This window comes from Methylobacterium sp. 37f, from assembly GCF_023093475.1.
Lineage (GTDB): Bacteria > Pseudomonadota > Alphaproteobacteria > Rhizobiales > Beijerinckiaceae > Methylobacterium.
This window is the reverse complement of sequence record NZ_JAGHKN010000014.1, coordinates 74,583-90,127: the sequence shown is the minus strand read 5'-3', so window position 1 is coordinate 90,127 and position 15,545 is coordinate 74,583. Positions and strand designations below refer to the sequence as shown.

Annotated in this window: 15 protein-coding genes; 10 read left to right on the top strand and 5 right to left on the bottom strand. The window is 68.4% G+C overall.

Annotation, left to right across the window (positions count from 1 at the left end; all coding sequences use genetic code 11):
- Positions 1-401: 401 nt before the first annotated feature.
- Together J7U37_RS11890 and J7U37_RS11885 are read left to right on the top strand one after the other, a co-directional pair.
- Positions 402-731 carry a NepR family anti-sigma factor gene (locus tag J7U37_RS11890; protein WP_247635859.1) on the top strand — a complete coding sequence of 110 codons (330 nt, stop codon included), beginning with the start codon at positions 402-404 and terminating at the stop codon, positions 729-731.
- Entirely contained in the window at positions 728-1,312 is a 585-nt protein-coding gene (locus J7U37_RS11885; protein WP_247635858.1) for a sigma-70 family RNA polymerase sigma factor, read from the top strand. Before J7U37_RS11890 ends, J7U37_RS11885 begins: the two co-directional genes overlap by 4 nt.
- Before the next feature lie 5 nt (positions 1,313-1,317).
- Here J7U37_RS11885 and J7U37_RS11880 read toward each other — a convergent pair whose 3' ends face one another.
- Positions 1,318-1,674 (bottom strand): hypothetical protein, encoded by a 357-nt coding sequence (locus J7U37_RS11880; RefSeq protein ID WP_056485096.1) that lies wholly within the window; start codon positions 1,672-1,674, stop codon positions 1,318-1,320.
- A gap of 502 nt (positions 1,675-2,176) precedes the next feature.
- Between J7U37_RS11880 and J7U37_RS11875 the strand changes: the two genes are divergently transcribed.
- Both J7U37_RS11875 and J7U37_RS11870 read left to right on the top strand, forming a co-directional pair.
- On the top strand, positions 2,177-2,680 hold the full coding sequence (locus J7U37_RS11875; RefSeq protein WP_056181863.1) for a ferritin-like domain-containing protein: 504 nt from the start codon (positions 2,177-2,179) through the stop codon (positions 2,678-2,680).
- 149 nt (positions 2,681-2,829) lie between these two features.
- Positions 2,830-4,974: a helicase-related protein gene (locus J7U37_RS11870; protein WP_247635857.1), complete on the top strand. Its 2,145-nt coding sequence runs from the start codon at positions 2,830-2,832 to the stop codon at positions 4,972-4,974.
- Between the two features lie 78 nt (positions 4,975-5,052).
- Here the strand turns inward: J7U37_RS11870 and J7U37_RS11865 are convergent, their stop codons facing one another.
- A complete protein-coding gene (locus J7U37_RS11865; RefSeq protein WP_247635856.1) occupies positions 5,053-5,418 on the bottom strand; it encodes an SWIB/MDM2 domain-containing protein in 366 nt (121 codons plus the stop codon).
- Between the two features lie 607 nt (positions 5,419-6,025).
- On the opposite strand from J7U37_RS11865, the gene J7U37_RS25125 reads away from it, so the two are divergent.
- Both J7U37_RS25125 and J7U37_RS11860 read left to right on the top strand, forming a co-directional pair.
- Complete coding sequence (locus J7U37_RS25125) at positions 6,026-6,151, top strand: hypothetical protein (RefSeq protein WP_274533543.1); 126 nt, start codon at positions 6,026-6,028, stop codon at positions 6,149-6,151.
- 132 nt (positions 6,152-6,283) lie between these two features.
- Positions 6,284-6,721 (top strand): PRC-barrel domain-containing protein, encoded by a 438-nt coding sequence (locus J7U37_RS11860; protein WP_056485090.1) that lies wholly within the window; start codon positions 6,284-6,286, stop codon positions 6,719-6,721.
- Between the two features lie 55 nt (positions 6,722-6,776).
- On the opposite strand, the gene J7U37_RS11855 is transcribed toward J7U37_RS11860, so the two are convergent.
- Entirely contained in the window at positions 6,777-7,436 is a 660-nt protein-coding gene (locus tag J7U37_RS11855) for a response regulator transcription factor (protein ID WP_082504051.1), read from the bottom strand.
- A gap of 142 nt (positions 7,437-7,578) precedes the next feature.
- Between J7U37_RS11855 and J7U37_RS11850 the strand changes: the two genes are divergently transcribed.
- The 4 genes from J7U37_RS11850 to J7U37_RS11835 all read left to right on the top strand — a co-directional run bounded on the left by J7U37_RS11850 (position 7,579) and on the right by J7U37_RS11835 (position 13,550).
- The gene (locus J7U37_RS11850; RefSeq protein WP_056181847.1) at positions 7,579-8,751 is read left to right on the top strand and encodes an FIST N-terminal domain-containing protein; all 1,173 of its coding nucleotides are present in this window, start codon (positions 7,579-7,581) and stop codon (positions 8,749-8,751) included.
- 92 nt (positions 8,752-8,843) lie between these two features.
- Positions 8,844-10,106: a hybrid sensor histidine kinase/response regulator gene (locus J7U37_RS11845; RefSeq protein WP_247635870.1), complete on the top strand. Its 1,263-nt coding sequence runs from the start codon at positions 8,844-8,846 to the stop codon at positions 10,104-10,106.
- 308 nt (positions 10,107-10,414) lie between these two features.
- Complete coding sequence (locus J7U37_RS11840) at positions 10,415-12,388, top strand: CoA-transferase (RefSeq protein WP_056181840.1); 1,974 nt, start codon at positions 10,415-10,417, stop codon at positions 12,386-12,388.
- Positions 12,389-12,629: 241 nt separating this feature from the next.
- A complete protein-coding gene (locus J7U37_RS11835; protein ID WP_056485083.1) occupies positions 12,630-13,550 on the top strand; it encodes a bestrophin family protein in 921 nt (306 codons plus the stop codon).
- A 72-nt stretch (positions 13,551-13,622) separates the two neighbouring features.
- Here J7U37_RS11835 and J7U37_RS11830 read toward each other — a convergent pair whose 3' ends face one another.
- The gene (locus J7U37_RS11830; protein WP_247635855.1) at positions 13,623-14,243 is read right to left on the bottom strand and encodes an alpha/beta fold hydrolase; all 621 of its coding nucleotides are present in this window, start codon (positions 14,241-14,243) and stop codon (positions 13,623-13,625) included.
- Between the two features lie 108 nt (positions 14,244-14,351).
- Entirely contained in the window at positions 14,352-15,500 is a 1,149-nt protein-coding gene (locus J7U37_RS11825) for a type II asparaginase (RefSeq protein ID WP_247635854.1), read from the bottom strand.
- Positions 15,501-15,545: the final 45 nt, after the last annotated feature.

Genomic DNA, 15,545 nt, shown 5'->3' with positions numbered 1-15,545 from the left:
GGCATCGGATGGGAGTTCCGCTGGAGGCTACGAAGGGGCGGGCAAAGACCCGCCAAGCGTCAGGCAAGGATCGGGCAAGCGCCGGGCCACGGCGAACGCGAAGCGTGCGGACGGGTGAGCCGCCGGTCGTTGCCGGTGCACAGGTCCTTCGCGGCAGCGTACGGTTCAGCTTAGCGACAGCATCCGTGGACTATACCGCTGCCATGGTGATGCTTGATTGAGAGTTCAAGTTTGTATCTAATCGTTTCCGGATAAATGGCATGGTCTTTCGGCTGCATTCGCAGACTTAAGATCCGATGAATGCTTTTTTCAGTGGCCGTTAAATCGCGCAGCCGTAGCACGGCGACCGAAATGACGGCGCTCCGGGGTCTCCCGAAGCTGCCGTCGAGCGATGGGCAGCGATGAGCACTGATTCGAGCGAACCGAACCTGAGCCTCCTGGACGGCAATTCGTTCCCCGGCACGCCGGCTGTCTGCATCGCCGCCGATGCATCGAGAGTCCCCGCGGCGGCGACAGAGGCGGTTTTCGGCGGTCCTGCGGGTGTCGTGCCCCACGCCCTGTCCGTCTCTCGGCGCACTTCGCAGACCGGTATGACGCCGGAGGCGCGACGGCGCATCGGCCGCAACCTGCGCCTCCTCTACGCCGAGGTGCTGCAACAGCCCCTTCCCGACCGTTTCGACGCACTCCTCGCCGATCTGGCCACCCGCAGCAACACGCGAGGATCTTCATGAGCGCCGCGATGCAGAGCCCGGTCGGTACCCCACGGGGTGCCGATGACGAGATGCGCAATCTGCTGCTCGGCGCGATTCCCGCGCTGCGCGCCTTCGCCTTCTCGCTGACCTACGATCTCGACCGCAGCGACGACCTCGTGCAGGACACCCTAGTGCGCGCCTGGACCAAGGCCGACAGCTTCACGCGGGGGACCAACCTCACCGCCTGGCTGTTCACCATCCTGCGCAACCTGTTCTATTCGGAGCAGCGCAAGCGCAAGCGCGAGGTGGAAGATGCCGACGGTGCCCTGGCGGGGCGCCTCACGAGCCTGCCCGAGCAGGAGATCCGCGTCGAGATGCTCGAGTTTCAGGAAGCCCTGAACACCCTGCCGTTCAGCCAGCGCGAGGCCCTGGTGCTCGTGGGTGCGCAGAACTTCACCTACGAGGAGGCGGCCGAGATCTGCGGCGTGGCCGTGGGCACCATGAAGAGTCGCGTCAGCCGGGCGCGCGGACGGCTCATCGAGAGCCTGGGCATGAACGGCACCGACGATATCGGCGCCGATGCCTTCACGCGGGCGGCCCTGGGGTCGCCCCCCGGGTAGCGAGTTCAGACCAGGGCGCTTCGCACTGCGCGGGCGATCTTGTCGGCCGGCACCTCGCTGCGATCTCCGAGCAGGCGCCGGCCGGAGGCGATCACCTGCAGGGCCTCGCGGCTGCTGCCCTCCCGCAGGGCCACAGCCTCGAGGTCGCGCAGGTATTCGATCACGCCTTCGCGGACCTGGCCTTCACGAACCTGGCCTTCACGAACCTGGCCTCCACGAGCCTTGCCCTCACGCGCCTTGCCCTCACGAGCCTTGCCTTCACGAATCTGGCCTTCTCGGGCCAGCACCGGCTCGACCCGTGACGTGACGTCGTGCGCCACCGAGGCCCAGAATGCGGCCGGTCCGGCGGAATTCTCGTGCATCGTCTCGCTTCCCTGACGTGTGTTGACGCGTAAGGGGTGACGGCCCGCGTCGAGCCGCCCGCGTCGGGCATGGCGAACCTCGCCTCCCTCTGCGCGCTGCGACGCGAATCCGAACCCCGTGATCCCGTTAACAAGAAGGAAGCGGAGCGTTAAATAACTTGGATCAAATCGTAATTGAAAACCACTCTGGGTTGTCGCTCGAAAAGTTATGGAGTGACTTATTCTGTGACCAAATCAATGGTTGATCCTGGCCATCAGGGAACACGGAGCGCAAAGGACCGGTTTTCATGTCGTGCTCGCCTAAATTGCTGCGGCCGGTCAGCTGAAGTCATGGTTTGTCGAAGCTTCACCCGTGTCGAAGTTCCGCGTTGCCGAAACCTGGAATCGCGCTCGATCGACACAGGGGACAGCGAACCTGCCGCGCGGCGGCGAGCACGAGGGGCGCACCGGACGGTCATTGCCAGCCCCTTCGAAACCGCACCGGACACCAGTGGAGGCACGCATGGGCCTGTTCACCCGAGACATCAAAACCCTCGACGACCTCTTCGTTCACACCCTGCAGGACATTTACTACGCCGAAAATCAGATCACGAAGGCGTTGCCCAAGATGATCGCCAAGGCGACGCATCCGGAGCTGAAGCAGAGCTTCGAGACCCACCTGCGCCAGACCGAGACCCAGATCCAGCGCCTGGAGAAGGTCTTCCAGATGCATGGCCACAGTCCGAAGGCCGTGACCTGCCCGGCGATCAACGGCATCATCGAGGAGGCCAACGAGGTCGCCGGCGAGATCGCCGACAAGGATGTGCTGGATGCGGCCCTCGTCGCCTCCGCGCAGGCCGTCGAGCACTACGAAATCACCCGCTACGGCACGCTGATCGCCTGGGCCAAGCGCCTGGGGCGCGACGATTGCGCGGGTGTCCTCCAGCAGAACCTCGACGAGGAGAAGGCGACCGACCACCTGCTCACCGCCATGGCCGAGCGGCAAGTCAACCAGCGCGCCGCCTGACCGGAGCGCCGCGCACGAAGCGGTCACAAACCGGCCAACGTGGGGATCTTGCGCTGATGCGGGCCGTTGCCTTTTGGGCCGCGTCCCGCGCACCCTGGGGCGGCCCGGTCGCCCGTCCGTGGCGGTGAACGACTCCCCGACGAGAGCCCATGGCCCGCAAGCGCGCGCGACCGACGAACGAGATCCTGGCCGAGGTAGCCATGCGCCTCGGCCTGCCGCCCCGGAGCGTCGAATTGGATGCCCTGCGGCTCCATCTCGGCCTGCCCGAATATGGCGGCTTCGTCGAGGATGCGGTGGTGGCCAAGGCGCTGCGCGAGCTGAAGGCGCGCCGCGCCTTCTCGGAGGGCGGTGTCGCCATCGTGAAGAAGGCGGTGCCGGCCCTGCGCGCCGCGGTGATGCGGGATGGCAGCATCGCCTGGACGATCCGGACCCTGATCCCCATTCTGGACGGGGGCCGCCTCGACCTCCGGGTCGATGCGGCTCCCGAGACGGGAATCGCCGGCATCCTCTCCGGAATGGCCCATCGCAACGACCCGAACTGGCGCCTCGACGAACTGCGCGCCGCCGTCGCCGAAACCGCGGTCCGGACCGCGAAGTCCCTGCGCCGGGCGGTGGAGCGCCTGCGCGACCAGGTCGCGGAGGACCTGCGCGAGGTCGGCGCCGACGCGGTGACCTATATCGACCATCTCGACCGCTCGCTGCGGTCGCGGGCCTTCCTGCTCTCGCCGAACCTGAATCAGTCCCTGACCGACACACTCAAGGGCGTGCGCGCCCGCGCCCGCAACGTGGCGCGCGAGGATTCGCGCCTGCGCCGCCTGCGCGATCAGGTGGGCTTCGGCGCCTACATCGAGAAGTTCACCGCGGCCCGACGCCTCGGCCGGCGCATCATCTTCCACATGGGGCCGACCAATTCCGGTAAGACCTATGCGGCCCTGGAGATGCTGCGCGCCGCGCCCACCGGCACCTACTTGGCGCCCCTGCGCCTCCTCGCCCTGGAGAACTACGAGGCTCTGGCCGAGCGCGGCCTGCGCGCCGGGATGGTGACGGGCGAGGAGACCCTCGGCGACCTGAGCCCGACCCACACCGCCCGCACCATCGAGACCGCCGACCTGACGCGGCCCGTCGACGTCGCGGTCATAGACGAAATCCAGATGATCGCCGACCCCGACCGGGGCTGGGCCTGGACCAACGCCCTGTTCGGCGTGGCCGCCCGCACCGTGGTGGTGTGCGGTTCGGACGATGCGCTGGCCGCCGTGCGACGGGCGGCGGAGGCGGCCAACGAATCCCTCGAGGTCGTCACCTTCGTGCGCAAGACCCCCCTGGTGTTGCAGGAGGTGCCGGTGCCCCTCGAAGACGTGACGCCGGGTGATGCGGTCGTGGCGTTTTCGCGAAGGGCCGTCCACGAGAATCGCGAGATCCTGGTGGCGGCGGGCCACCGGGTGGCGACGATCTACGGCGCGCTCTCACCGGAGGTGCGCCGGGCCGAGGCCGCGCGCTTCCGCGCGGGCGAGGCCGACGTCCTGGTCACCACGGATGCCATCGGCATGGGCCTCAACCTCGGCCCCCTCAAGCGGGTCGTATTCTCGGCCGTGCGCAAGTGGGACGGGGTCGGGGAGCGGGCGCTGACCAATTCGGAGATCCGCCAGATCGCGGGCCGCGCCGGGCGCTTTGGGCATCAGGACGAGGGCTACGTCGCTGCCGTGGACGAGACCGGGCTGGAGCCGATCCGTGCGGCGCTCGCGGGAGCGCCCACGGCGCCGGCCGCCGATACCCGTTTCTTTGTGCGGCCCGACCTCATCGCCATCAACTCGGTGGCCGAGGAGATGCGCACGGACAGCCTGCGCGAGGTGCTGGCGCATTTCGCGCGTGCCACCTTCTATGCCGGATCGCCGTTCCAGCCCTCGGCCCTGGAGGAGATCCTGGAGATCGCCCGAGTGGTCGACAAGGCACGGCTGCCGATCGCGGAGAAGTTCGCGTTCTCGGTCTGCCCGGTGGACCGGCGCGATCCGGTCTCCCTCGGCATGCTGGAGCGCTGGACCCAGGCACGGGCTGCTGGCACTACGGTGCCGGCCCTGCGCGCGAACCTGGCGGGGGAACTCGTCTACCAGGAGCGGACGGTGAAGCTCGCCAGCGCCTATCTCTGGCTGTCGCGGCGCTTTCCCGAGACCTTCGACGATGCCGAAGCGATGCGCGCCATGCGGGGGCGCGCCAACGGGGAGATCGAGCGCCACCTGCGGGAGACGGCGACCCGCAAAGTCGAGCGGCGCACACGCCGCGCCGGCAGCGGACGCTGAGCGCCCGGCGCCGCGTTCGATCGCCGGACGGCCCAGGGGAGGGGCGCCCCCTCCCCAACGCCGATCCGGATTTTGCGTTCAGGCCGACTTGAGGTGCGCGGCGAGGTGCTTGTTCATTTCGAACATGGTGCACTTGTCCTTGCCGAAGACCTTCTTGAGCTTGTCGTCGGCCAGGATCTCGCGCTTGTTCTCGGGGTTCTGGAGGTTGTGCTTCTTGATGTACTCCCAGACCTTGCTCACGACCTCGCCGCGCGGCAGGGACGCGTCGCCGACGACGGCGGCGAGCTCGGGCGACGGCTTCAGAGGCTGTTGCAGCGCGTTGGGCTTGGCGCCTTCACCCTTCGGAGCGGCGACCTTCTTGCCCTTGGCGGCCGGCTTCTCGACGTCCTTCTCGGCCGCCTTGGGTGCAGCCTTCTCGGCAGTCTTCGTGGTGCTCTTTGCCATGGGATGTTCCTCCGGATGTCGACGGTGAGCGCCGGTACGCCCACGGCCCGTGGCCTCGCAGCGCATAGGAGCAACAACTAAGCGGTGCCGCGAGCGTTCCAAGGGAAAACCGCCCGCTGCGCCCGCGTCATCCACAGGCGCGCAGACGGAAGGGCCGGCGAAGGGCCGGTGAAGGGCCGGCGGAGAGCGGGCGAAGGGCTGGTGCGGGACGCGACAAACCCCGCTCCACGTACGCGGAAACGTGGTCTCGGCGGTCTGTACTTCCGCCCGACGCCACGGCGCCAGCGGATCGGACCCAGGCGGGTATGTCGGGCTAAAGACGTGAGTGCAGAGGAGGTTAGGGCGACTTCTCGGCCTTCGTCTAGGCGCAGGTCCCGGCCGGAGGCCGCCGTTCCGTCGCGCGGGCGGCGTGTCGCCCGTGCAGGCGGGCCGGGCGGCCGACGCTCAGGCCCGAGCGCTTCGTTCAGCGGAACGGTCGGTTCCGCCGAGAACATTCCACGATCGGTCGGAATTTTGGCAGACAGACGGCCTGGCCCCGGGCGGATTCGGGACATCGGCCGATGGATACCGTCACCGAACCTTAAGGGCGATCGGTGAATCCAGGGTCATGATCCTCCTTGCCTTCACGCTCTCGTTGGGCGCCGCCGCCGCACTCATCATTGGACTGGGCACGCTGGTGTCGGTGGAGGCACAAGGCCGTCCCGGTACCCGGGCGGATGCGGGCCTGATCTGACGCCGGTCTGACACCGCACGGTCGAGCCAGACGGAGCTGACGACCGGCCCCTGTCCTGGAACCCCCGCGCGGGTCGCGGCTTGTCCGGTCGAGCGCCGGTCCCGGCGCGTCCCCCAGCCACGAGGAGTTTGCATGCCGACGGACCTCCCGAACGAGCGCAGCATCCGCCCCGCCGGCTCGATGGAGCTCGATCCCTCCGCCGAGGGCGTCGCCATCGACGAGACCTCGCGCCTGATCGCCTCGAACAAGGTCGAAGGCACGGCCGCCTATCGCCGCGACGGCGAGCATATCGGCACGGTCTACAATTTCATGGTCGACAAGGTCTCGGGCCAGGTCGCCTACGCGGTCCTGTCCTTCGGGGGCTTTCTCGGCCTGGGCGAGAGCTATCACCCGGTGCCCTGGCGGGCGTTGACCTACAGCGTCGAACTCGGCGGCTACATCGTCGACATCGACCGCGACACCCTGGAGGGCGCCCCGACGCATGGCCCCGGCGAAGACCCCTTCGCCGATCCGCGTTACGGCGAGCGCGTCGACGGCCATTACGGCGGCTCGAAGGTGCCTACTGCCTGAAGAATATCCGCTGCCTGACAAATCCCCGCCGCTTGAAAGACTTCCGCCCGCCGGTTCACGATTCCGGCGCGGCCACGATCCGGTCGAAGTCGAGGAGCGCGGTCTCGATCACGATCTGCGTGCGGCTGATGACGTCGAGCTTGCGTAGGATTTCAGAGACGTGCGCCTTCACGGTCGAATCCCCGACCTGAAGCTCGTGGGCGATCTGCTTGTTCAGCATCCCCTGCCGGATCATCGCCAGCACCCGCACCTGTTGCGGGGTCAGGCTCCCAACCCGCTCGGCGATCGGGGCCTTGCGGGCCGTTGAGGGGATCGGGGGCGCGGCCGGCAGGCTCGCCGGCACCGAGAGGCCGCCGGCCAGGACATCGGCGATGGCTCGCGTCAGCGTCGCCTTGTCGACCGCCTTCGGCACGAAGCCGGCGGCGCCGTGGTCGAGGGCTTCGCGGATGATCCGCGGATCTTCCAGGCCCGACACGACGAGGATCGGGACGCGCGGGGCCTGCGCCCGGATCGCCAGCAGGCCCTCGAAGCCGGTAACCCCCTGCATCGACAGGTCGAGGAGGATGATCTCGGTGGCGGGCTGCCGGGCCAGCACCGCGCAGGCGCCGACGATCCCATCGGCCTCGTGCACCGTCGCGTCCGGATAGGCGAGCCCCACGGCGCTCGCCAGCGCCTCACGAAACAGCGGGTGATCGTCGACGATGAGGAGATGCATGCCCGTTCCGCCCGGTGCGTGCGCCCCTGTGCCGGAGCCGTTCGGCGCTGCATTGCGCGGCCACCGGTCGCCCGACATACTCGTGTCATCGCGGAGAACCGGGCGTCAAGCCCGGCCCGCGCCGGGCAGCGAGGGAACGCGCGTGACAGAGGGGACGCGGGTGCGCACGCACCGGTGCGGCATCACCACGACCTGGACCGACGCCGCCGACGCCGAAACGGCACTGGCGGAGATCGGCGCGGCCATCGGCACCGGCCGGGTCGCCCAGATCGTGGCGTTCTTCTCGGCCGACTACGACGTCGACACCCTCAATCGGGGCTTCTCTACCCGCTTTCCCGGTGCGGGCATCGCCGGGTGCACGATGTCCGGCGGCATCTCCCCGGCGGGCGGCCTCGATCGCGGCCTCGTGGTCATCGCCTTTCCGCCCGACGGCTTCCGCATCGTCTCGACGCTGCTCGACGCCATCGACCATCTCGACGTCGAGCGCACCGCCTCGAGCGTGCGCGCGCTGCGAAGGAGCCTCGACGGGGCATCCGCCGATCCGATCAATGGGCGCCGCTTCGCCCTGTCGCTGATCGACGGGCTCGCCAATGCCGAGGAGACCGTGGTCTCGGCCATCGCCTGGGCCCTCGACGGCATCCCCCTGGTGGGCGGCTCGGCCGGTGACGACCTCACCTTCCGTGAGACCGTGCTGCTGCATGACGGCGGCATTCATCAGCGCGCCGCCGTGCTGCTGCTGGTGGAATCGGATTTCCCGATCCAGATCTTCAAGAGCGACAATTTCGAGCCGACCGCGACCCGGTTCGTGGTCACCGCTTCCGACGACGAGCAGCGCACCGTCCACGAACTCAACGCCGAGCCGGCCGCGCGGGAATACGCCATGGCGGTGGGGCTCGACCCGGAGCGTCTGTCGCCCATGAGCTTTGCCGCCTATCCCCTCGCCGTGAAGGTGGGCGGCGAGTATTTTTGCCGGTCGATCCGGCGCATGAATCCCGACGGCTCGCTCAGCTTCTTCTGCGCCATCGACGAGGGCGTGGTGCTGACCCTGGCGCGACCGCGCGACATCGTGGCAGCGACAGAGGCCGAGCTGTCGCGCCTTGACGCGGCGCTCGGCGGCATCGACCTCGTCATCGGCTTCGAATGCGTGCTGCGCCGCCTCGACGCCGAGAGCCGTCAGGTGCGCCACGGCATCGTCGACCTCTACCGGCGCTACGACGTCGTCGGCTTCGACACCTACGGCGAGCAGTACCGTTCGATGCACCTGAACCAGACCTTCACGGGCATCGCCATCGGGCGAGGCGGAGCGGACCGGTGACGGTCCCGTCCCCCGAAGCCCAAGGGGGTGCGCCGGGCGAGAGCGCCAACCTGCGGCGGATCGCCAAGCTGGAGCGGATCAACGCCGCCCTGATGGCACATGTGGAGCGCAGCATGGACCAGCAGGGCGGTGCCTACTCGCTGTTCCAGACCGCCACCATGCTGGAGGGACGCGTCCGCAGCCGCACCGAGGAGCTGACCGGCCTCATGCACCGCCTGGAGCGCTCCAACGAGGCCCTGGTGGCCGCCAAGGAGGAGGCGGAGAACGCCAACCGCTCCAAGACCCGCTTCCTCGCCGCCGCGAGCCACGACCTGCTCCAGCCCCTGAATGCGGCGCGCCTCTCGGCCTCGGCGCTGGCCGGCCTGGCCCTCGGGCCGGAGGCGGTGGCGATCTCCGGTCGGATCGAGCGCGGCCTGCAGATCATCGAGGATCTGATCAAGACCCTCCTGGACATTTCGAAGCTCGATGCCGGCGTGGTGCGCCCGGCGATTAAGCCGGTGGCCCTCGGCGACCTCCTGGCCGGCATCGCGGCGAGCTTCCGGCCCTTCGCCGCGCGCAAGGGCCTGCGCCTCGTCGTCCGCGGCCCCGACCTCGTCGTGGCCAGCGATCCGCTGATGCTCCAGCGCATCGTCCAGAACCTCGTGTCGAACGCCATCCGGTACGCGCGCGCGGGCGGGGTGCTGGTGGCGGTTCGGCGGCGCGACGCATTCTGCCGGCTCGAGGTGCTCGACACCGGTTGCGGCATCGCCGCGGCGGAGCGGGACCTCGTCTTCGAGGAATTCTTCCGCGGCGGTGCCGAGGGGGAGGGCGGTGAACCCGGCCTCGGCCTCGGTCTCTCGATCGTGCGCCGCATGGCGCAGGCCCTCGACCATCCCCTCGAGCTGACCTCGCAGGTCGGGCGCGGCACCCGCATGGCCCTGACCCTGCCGGTCAGCCCTACGCCGCCCGAGCGTGTGGTGCCGGCGCCACCCGTGGCGACCCGGCTCACCGGCGCACGGGTGCTGGTCGTGGAGAACGATCCGCCCACCGCCGATGCCCTGGAGCGCCTCCTGCGGGCCTGGGACGCCGAGGTCTCGGTTCATCGCGATCTCGCAGGGGTGGAGGCGGCGCTCGCCGCGGGGCTGGACCTGCCGGACCTTCTCGTCCTCGACTATCACCTCGACCACGGGGCCTGCGGCCTCGATGTGGCGGCCCACCTGCAGGCCCGGATGTCGGCCCCCCTGCCGGTCATCGTGACCACCGCCGATCATGCGCCCGAAATCGCCGCGCAGGTCGCGGCACTGGGAGGGCAACTGATGCACAAGCCGGTTCGCCCGGCGCAGTTGCGGGCGCTCCTGACCTACCTGCTGGCATGACGAAGACACGCTAGAGTATTTTGAATAATCCTATGGCGTCGCAAGGCATCGCAACCCTAACAAAAGAGCCTTCCCCGCCGTTGCGCGTCTGTCTTGCTGAATGTCTCCAGTCAAATTTGAGGCTGCATTGAAAAATTTGCAGCGCACCAAGATATAATTGCACTGCGGCGATAGTAGTGGCGCCCTTGCGAAGCTTCGCGCGGGTCTTTACGCTTCCGCCCCAGAACAAGACTGCCCCCGCACGCCTTTCGCCAGGATGAATCCTGTCGCTCGTCGTCGCTGTGGGCGCGCGGAGGACGGCCCGGTTCATGAAGAAAAACAAGGTCATCACGGCCGGCGAGGCGATCGCGCTGATCCGGCACAACGACGTGGTCACCACGACGGGCTTCGTCCAGAGCTGCATCCCGGAGGCGCTGCACGCGGCCCTGGAGAAGCGCTTCGTCGACACCGGCGCACCCCGTGACCTGACCCTGATCATGACGGCGGGAGCCGGCGACAGCAAAGGCCTCGGCACCGGGCGTCTGCATCACGAAGGCCTGCTTCGCCGCGTCATCGCGGCCAATTTCGGCCGCATGCCGAAGGTCGCCAAGGCCGCGCAGGAAGACAAGATCCTGGGCTACAACCTGCCTCAGGGCGTGATCTCGCAGCTCTACCGGGCCTGTGCCGCCGGCCAGCCTGGGCTGTTCTCCAAGGTCGGCCTGCACACCTACGTCGATCCCCGTCACGGCGGCGCCCGCGTCAACACCGTGACGCAGGACGAGATCGTGAAGCTCGTCGAGGTCGATGGCGAGGAATGGCTGTTCTACACCGCCACCAAGATCGACGTCGCCTTCATCCGCGGCACCTCGGCCGATCCGTCGGGCAACATCTCCTTCGAGAAGGAGGCCCTGACCCTCGATTGCCTCGCCCAGGCCATGGCGGCGCGCAACAATGGCGGCATCGTCATCGCCCAGGTCGAGCGCATCGTCGATGACGGCTTCCTGCTGCCGAAGGACGTGCGCGTGCCCGGCATCCTGGTCGACTGCGTGGTGCTGGCCGAGCCCGAGATGCACCGCATGAACTACGGGGTGCAGCACGATGCGGCCCTCGCCGGCCAGATCCGCGTGCCGGTCAGCGGCATGAAGAAGATGCCGCTCGATGCCCGCAAGGTCATCGCCCGCCGCGCTGCCTTCGAGCTGCCGCCGAACGGCGTCGTCAACCTCGGCGTCGGGGCGCCCGAGGGCATCTCGGCCGTGGCCAACGAGGAGAAGGTGACACCCTACATCACCCTCACCACCGAAGCCGGCGCGGTCGGCGGCGTGCTTGCATCGGGGTCGAGCTTCGGCGCCGCCACGAACGCCGATTGCGTCATCGATCAGAACCAGATGTTCGACTTCTACGACGGCGGCGGCCTCGACATGACCTGCCTGGGTCTGGCCGAGTGCGACCAGCACGGGAACGTCAACACCAGCATGTTCGGGGGCCGCCTCAACGGCTGCGGCGGCTTCATCAACATCAGCCAGAACGCCCGCTCGGTGGTCTTCGCCGGCACCTTCACGGTGGGCGGCCTGGAGACCGCGATCGAGGACGGCAAGCTCCGCATCGTCACGGAGGGCCGCTCGCAGAAATTCCTGCCCCAGGTCGAGCAGATCACCTTCAGCGGGCATTATGCGCAGATGCGCTCGCAGCCGGTCATCTACGTCACCGAGCGCTGCGTCTTCCAGCTCACCGACGAGGGCCTGGAGCTCATCGAGGTGGCACCCGGCATCGACATCGAGCGGGACATCCTGCCCCATATGGGCTTCCGGCCGATCATCAAGCAGCCGATGCCGATGGATGCCCGCCTGTTCCGCGACGAGCCGATGGAACTGCTCGCCGACCTGCTCAACCTCAACCTGCCGGAGCGGGTGAGCTACGACCCCGAGCGCAATATCCTGTTCGTGAACCTCGAGGGCTGGCATGCCCGCGCCAAGAGCGACCTCGACGACCTACGCATGGTGCTGGTGGGCGCCTGCAAGAAGGCCGGCCAGCGGGTCAACACCGTGGTCAATCACGACGGGTTCCGCATCAACGAGAACCTGTACGACGACTACGCCCACATGATCCAATACCTGCAGGCCAACTACTATCTCACCACCACCCGCTACGCGACCAGCGCCTTCCTGCGCCTCAAGATGGAGGAGGCCCTGAATCGTCGCGGCCTCGCGCCCCACGTCTTCGAGCGCAAGGAGGACGCCCACGCCTTCCTCGAGGGCGCCGGCAAGGTCCGCCGGGCCTCGACGGCGATCGCCTCGGCGGCGTGAAGGGCGGGGCCGGCCCGACGGGCCGGTCCTCCCGCGACCGTGCGGCGTCCTCGGCGATCCAAGCCGATCCCATGCTCCATCTGAGCCGGAGGCGGGCGTTTGTGCCCCGCCGGGCGTTTATGCCCGGCCGGTCCCAGGCCGCGTCCGCGTGCGGCTGCGCGGCCAGTCGGCTGCCGAACCCGGGCGCGTCGCGGAGGCGCGGCAATTGCCGGGGTTCGCCTAATCCGAGACAACAGGCTCCATGATCGTCCGTTCGCGCCCGAGCCTGTTCGATATTCTGTTCACCCTGCGCGGCTCGATCCTGCCGCAGGTGGCGCCCAAGGTGCTGAGCATCACCCTCATCGCGGTGATCGTGGTGGCGGTGGAGCGGCGCTGGCCCGAGGCGTTCCCGATCACTGCCGGCGTCGGCCCCTTCACCCTCATCGGGATCGCCCTGTCGATCTTCCTCAGCTTCCGCAACAGCGCCTGCTACGACCGCTGGTGGGAGGGGCGCCGGGCCTGGGGCGGCCTCGTGGTCGAGACGCGCGGACTCGCCCGGCTGCTCAGCGCCCTCCTGCCCGGCGAGGCCGACGAGCCCTTGCGCGGACGCGCCCTGCGGCGCCTCTCCGCCTTCGCGCATGCTCTCCACGCCCAGCTTCGCGGCGGCGACGTGGCCGCGGCGGCCAAGCCCTGGCTCCCGGGCGCCGAGGCGGAGCGCCTCGCCCGCCACCCGAGCGCGGCCGATGCGGTGCTCGCCGGACTCACCACCGACCTCGCCAAGGCCTATCGCCGGGGGGCGCTGACCGACGTCCTGTTCGCTGCCCTGGAGCACAAGATCGCGGCCCTGGCGCAGGTCCAGGTGGTGTGCGAGCGCATCCAGAACACGCCGCTGCCCTTCGCCTACACCCTGCTGCTGTACCGCACGGCGTGGATCTACTGCCTGCTGCTGCCCTTCGGCCTCGCAGCCTCCCTCGGCTGGGCGACGCCGGTGGCCACCGCCCTGGTGGCCTACACGTTCTTCGGCCTCGATGCGCTGGGTGACGAACTGGAGGAGCCCTTCGGCCTGGCGCCGAACGACCTGCCGCTCGATGCCCTGCTGCACACCATCGACGGCATCGTGCTCGATGCCCTGGGCGAGACCGCGCCGCCGCCCCTGGAGCCGGAGCGGTATCTGCTGACGTGAGGGGCGAGGCCGCGCGCGTGCTCGTCGCGGAAGCGCCTCGATTGTCGATCATTCGAGCGGGTGAAGGGCCGGTCAGTCGTTGACGAGCGGTTGAGGCGCGACAACAGCCATGAGATGCCGTCTGATTTCGTCCGCAACCGCCCGGACATGTGTCTGCGCCAAATCGTGGTTCGCCCCCAGCAGGATGCAAAGGCGGGCATTCGGCAAGAGAGCAGCCAGCCTCTTCCCGACGGCGACCGGGCTGATCGAATCCGAGTCTCCCCACAACAACAGGACCGGAACTCGGATGGACGGCAAACCGGAAGAGAGATCGGCGACCGGATCGGCGATCCACTTCGCAGCGCGTGGGAAGGCCCTGAAGTAGTCCGGCCGCCAATCCGATCCGCCCAGATCGACCATCGGCACGCCGCCGGATGTCACCGTCAACACCAAGTTCTTGACGAGATCGGGAAATGCCAGCGCCACCTTGATCGCGATGATCCCGCCCATCGACTGAGCGACGATGGCCACCGGCTCGCGAATTTCAGTGGCGACCAGAGCGACGAGATCGTCCAGCCCGTCCACGTCCTGCCGAGGGGGCTCTGCGCCCAATCCCGGCCATCCGAAAAACACACCATCCAATCCGGCCTGGGTGGCAACGGGCCTCCAGAACGAAGCACTTCCGGATGCACCGGGTAGAAACAGCGTTTTCATCACGGTTCATCCGCTCATCGTCGCTGAAGTGCGGACGTGACGAGGGTAACCGGCCATGTCGGGTCGAGGACGGCCGCGTCCATGGCGTCGACGCTCGACCCGCGCTGCTCAATACTCCCAGAAGATCCGCTGCAGTTCCTTCGAGTCCTGCGTCTTCGTCAGAGCGACGGCGGCCAGGATCTTGGCCTTTTGCGGGTTCAGATCGTGGGCCACCACCCAGTCGTACTTGTCGTCGGGCTGCTCGGCGTTGCGCAGGACGAAGCCGTCGCCGACGCGGGACGAGCGGATGATCTGCACGCCTTTGGAGCGGATGTCCTTCAGGGTGTCGACGAGGTAGCCCGCCACCGAGCCGTTGCCGGTGCCCGCATGGATGATCGCCTTGGCGCCGCCCGCCACCGCCGAGGTATAGGGCTCCGGGTGCATGTTGCCGGAGCCGTACACGATGGCGACGTCGGGCAGGCTGTCGATGGTGTCGATGTCGAACTCGGAGGTTGTGCCATGGCGCTTCACCGGGGCGCGGAACCAGTAGGTCTTGCCCTCCACCACCATGCCGAGGGGGCCCCACTGGCTGAAGAAGGCCGAGGGCTTGATGTTGATGCGCTTGGTGGTGTCGCGGCCGGCCTGGATCTCGTCGTTCATGGTCAGCAGCACGCCCTTGGCGCGGGCGTCCCTGGCGCCGGCCACGGTCACGGCGTCGAGGAGGTTGAGGGCGCCGTCCGCCGAGATGGCGGTTGAGGGGCGCATCGAGGCCACCATCACGATGGGCTTGTCGGTCTTCACCACGAGGTCGAGGAAGTAGGCCGTCTCCTCCACCGTGTCGGTGCCGTGGGTGACGACGACGCCGTCGACGTCGTCGCGCTTGACCAGGGCCGAGATCTTCTTGGCGAGCTCGATGAGCTGCGCGTTGGTGAAGCTCTCGGAGGCGATCTGAAAGGCCTGCTCGCCGCGCACGTCCGCCACCTGGGCGATGGCCGGCACGGCGGCGATCAGCTTGTCCACCGGCACCTTGGCGGCCTGGTAGGTCGCGCTGTTGGCGGCGTCCGCGCCGGCGCCCGCGATGGTGCCACCCGTGGCCACGATGACGACCCGCGGCTTGGCCGCGGCGGTCGGCGCCGGTGCCCCATTGCCAGGCGTGACCGTCGCGCCGGGCATCACCGTTGCGCCGGGCTTGGCCGGGATCGGTCCCTCCAGCGCGCGCGCGGGCAGGACGGTGCCGGCCATCAGGGCCATCAGGGCGATCGGCAGGGTACGGCGCATGCTGAGACTCGGGTCGCTTCGGGAGTGGCATTGTGACCCGCACCA

Excerpts from the sequence above, each read along its gene's own strand:
- J7U37_RS11860 (WP_056485090.1), top strand. The coding sequence starts at position 6,284 with ATGCCGACGGACCTCCCGAACGAGCGCAGCATCCGCCCCGCCGGCTCG.
- J7U37_RS11865 (WP_247635856.1), bottom strand. The coding sequence starts at position 5,418 with ATGGCAAAGAGCACCACGAAGACTGCCGAGAAGGCTGCACCCAAGGCG.
- J7U37_RS11845 (WP_247635870.1), top strand. The coding sequence starts at position 8,844 with ATGGCACATGTGGAGCGCAGCATGGACCAGCAGGGCGGTGCCTACTCG.
- J7U37_RS11830 (WP_247635855.1), bottom strand. The coding sequence starts at position 14,243 with ATGAAAACGCTGTTTCTACCCGGTGCATCCGGAAGTGCTTCGTTCTGG.
- J7U37_RS11835 (WP_056485083.1), top strand. The coding sequence starts at position 12,630 with ATGATCGTCCGTTCGCGCCCGAGCCTGTTCGATATTCTGTTCACCCTG.
- J7U37_RS11875 (WP_056181863.1), top strand. The coding sequence starts at position 2,177 with ATGGGCCTGTTCACCCGAGACATCAAAACCCTCGACGACCTCTTCGTT.
- J7U37_RS11870 (WP_247635857.1), top strand. The coding sequence starts at position 2,830 with ATGGCCCGCAAGCGCGCGCGACCGACGAACGAGATCCTGGCCGAGGTA.
- J7U37_RS25125 (WP_274533543.1), top strand. The coding sequence starts at position 6,026 with ATGATCCTCCTTGCCTTCACGCTCTCGTTGGGCGCCGCCGCCGCACTC.
- J7U37_RS11885 (WP_247635858.1), top strand. The coding sequence starts at position 728 with ATGAGCGCCGCGATGCAGAGCCCGGTCGGTACCCCACGGGGTGCCGAT.
- J7U37_RS11825 (WP_247635854.1), bottom strand. The coding sequence starts at position 15,500 with ATGCGCCGTACCCTGCCGATCGCCCTGATGGCCCTGATGGCCGGCACC.
- J7U37_RS11840 (WP_056181840.1), top strand. The coding sequence starts at position 10,415 with ATGAAGAAAAACAAGGTCATCACGGCCGGCGAGGCGATCGCGCTGATC.
- J7U37_RS11855 (WP_082504051.1), bottom strand. The coding sequence starts at position 7,436 with ATGCATCTCCTCATCGTCGACGATCACCCGCTGTTTCGTGAGGCGCTG.
- J7U37_RS11890 (WP_247635859.1), top strand. The coding sequence starts at position 402 with ATGAGCACTGATTCGAGCGAACCGAACCTGAGCCTCCTGGACGGCAAT.
- J7U37_RS11880 (WP_056485096.1), bottom strand. The coding sequence starts at position 1,674 with ATGCACGAGAATTCCGCCGGACCGGCCGCATTCTGGGCCTCGGTGGCG.